The 1,198-nt window shown below is 52.7% G+C and carries 1 protein-coding gene; it reads left to right on the plus strand.

What is annotated here, in order from left to right; all coding sequences use genetic code 11:
* The coding region (locus AC5V8P_RS25675; RefSeq protein WP_495474068.1) for a condensation domain-containing protein at nt 1-1,198 on the plus strand (1,198 nt) is incomplete at both ends.

Raw genomic sequence — 1,198 nt, forward strand, 5'->3', positions numbered from 1 at the left:
ATGTAGCCGCTCGTAATGAGGTAGAGCGAACGTTGGTATCGGTATGGCAGTCTGTACTGGGCATCGAACAGATTGGTGTGCTGGATAACTTTTTCCATTTGGGTGGCGACTCGATCAAGGCCATTCAGGTGTCTTCGAGACTGCTGCAAAATGGTTACAAGCTGGAAATGAGAGAGCTGTTCCGGTACCCGACGATTGCTGAGCTGAATGGACGGGTGCAACGGGTGACCCGCGTGTCGGATCAAGGAGAAGTCACTGGACATGTGGCCTTGACACCGATTCAACACTGGTTTATTGAACAGCAGCCTTCCCATCCTGAACACTACAACCAGGCTCTAATGCTGCACCGTGAGGATCGACTGGACGAAACAGCGCTTCGTCAGGCGCTGCAACGCATTGTTGAGCATCATGATGCTTTGCGCATCGTATTCCGCCAAAATGTGGACGGTGGGTACGAAGCATGGAACCGTGGCGTACAAGAAGGAGAGTTGTACAGCCTTGAAGTGGTGGATTATACCCAAGAGTCTAACTTTGCTCATTTGCTGGAGAATAAGGCCAGCGAAATCCAAAGCAGCATTTGTCTAGATCAAGGCCCATTGGTGAAGCTAGGTCTGTTCCGTTGCAGCGATGGAGACCACTTGTTGGTGGCGATCCACCATTTGGTAGTAGACGGCGTGTCATGGCGTATTTTGCTGGAGGATTTGGCATCCGGCTATGAGCAGGCTTTACGAGGCGAGTCTATCGGCTTGCCGAATAAGACGGATTCCTTCCGCCTGTGGGCAGATCAGCTGTCAGCTTATGCGAACAGCATCGCGTTGGAGAAGGAACGTGCGTATTGGGAGCAGGTGGAGCGAGCGGGTGCTGTTCAAGAGGCATTGCCTAAGGATTACACTCGTAAGTCTCAGGCTAAACCACAGCTTCGCGATGATCGGACACTAACCGTGGCATGGACGGTTGAAGAAACGGAACAATTCTTGAAACAAGCTCATCGGGCCTACCATACGGAAGCAAACGACCTGTTGCTGACAGCGCTGGGCACCGCTATTCAGGAGTGGGCTGGCCTAAGTCAGGTGCTTGTCAATCTGGAGGGTCACGGCCGGGAAGCGATTTTGCCGGATATGGATATTACGCGTACGGTCGGTTGGTTCACCAGTCAATTCCCAGTTGTGCTGGATATGGGCGAGGACCGGAATGTGGG

Source organism: Paenibacillus sp. N119s, assembly GCF_059447605.1.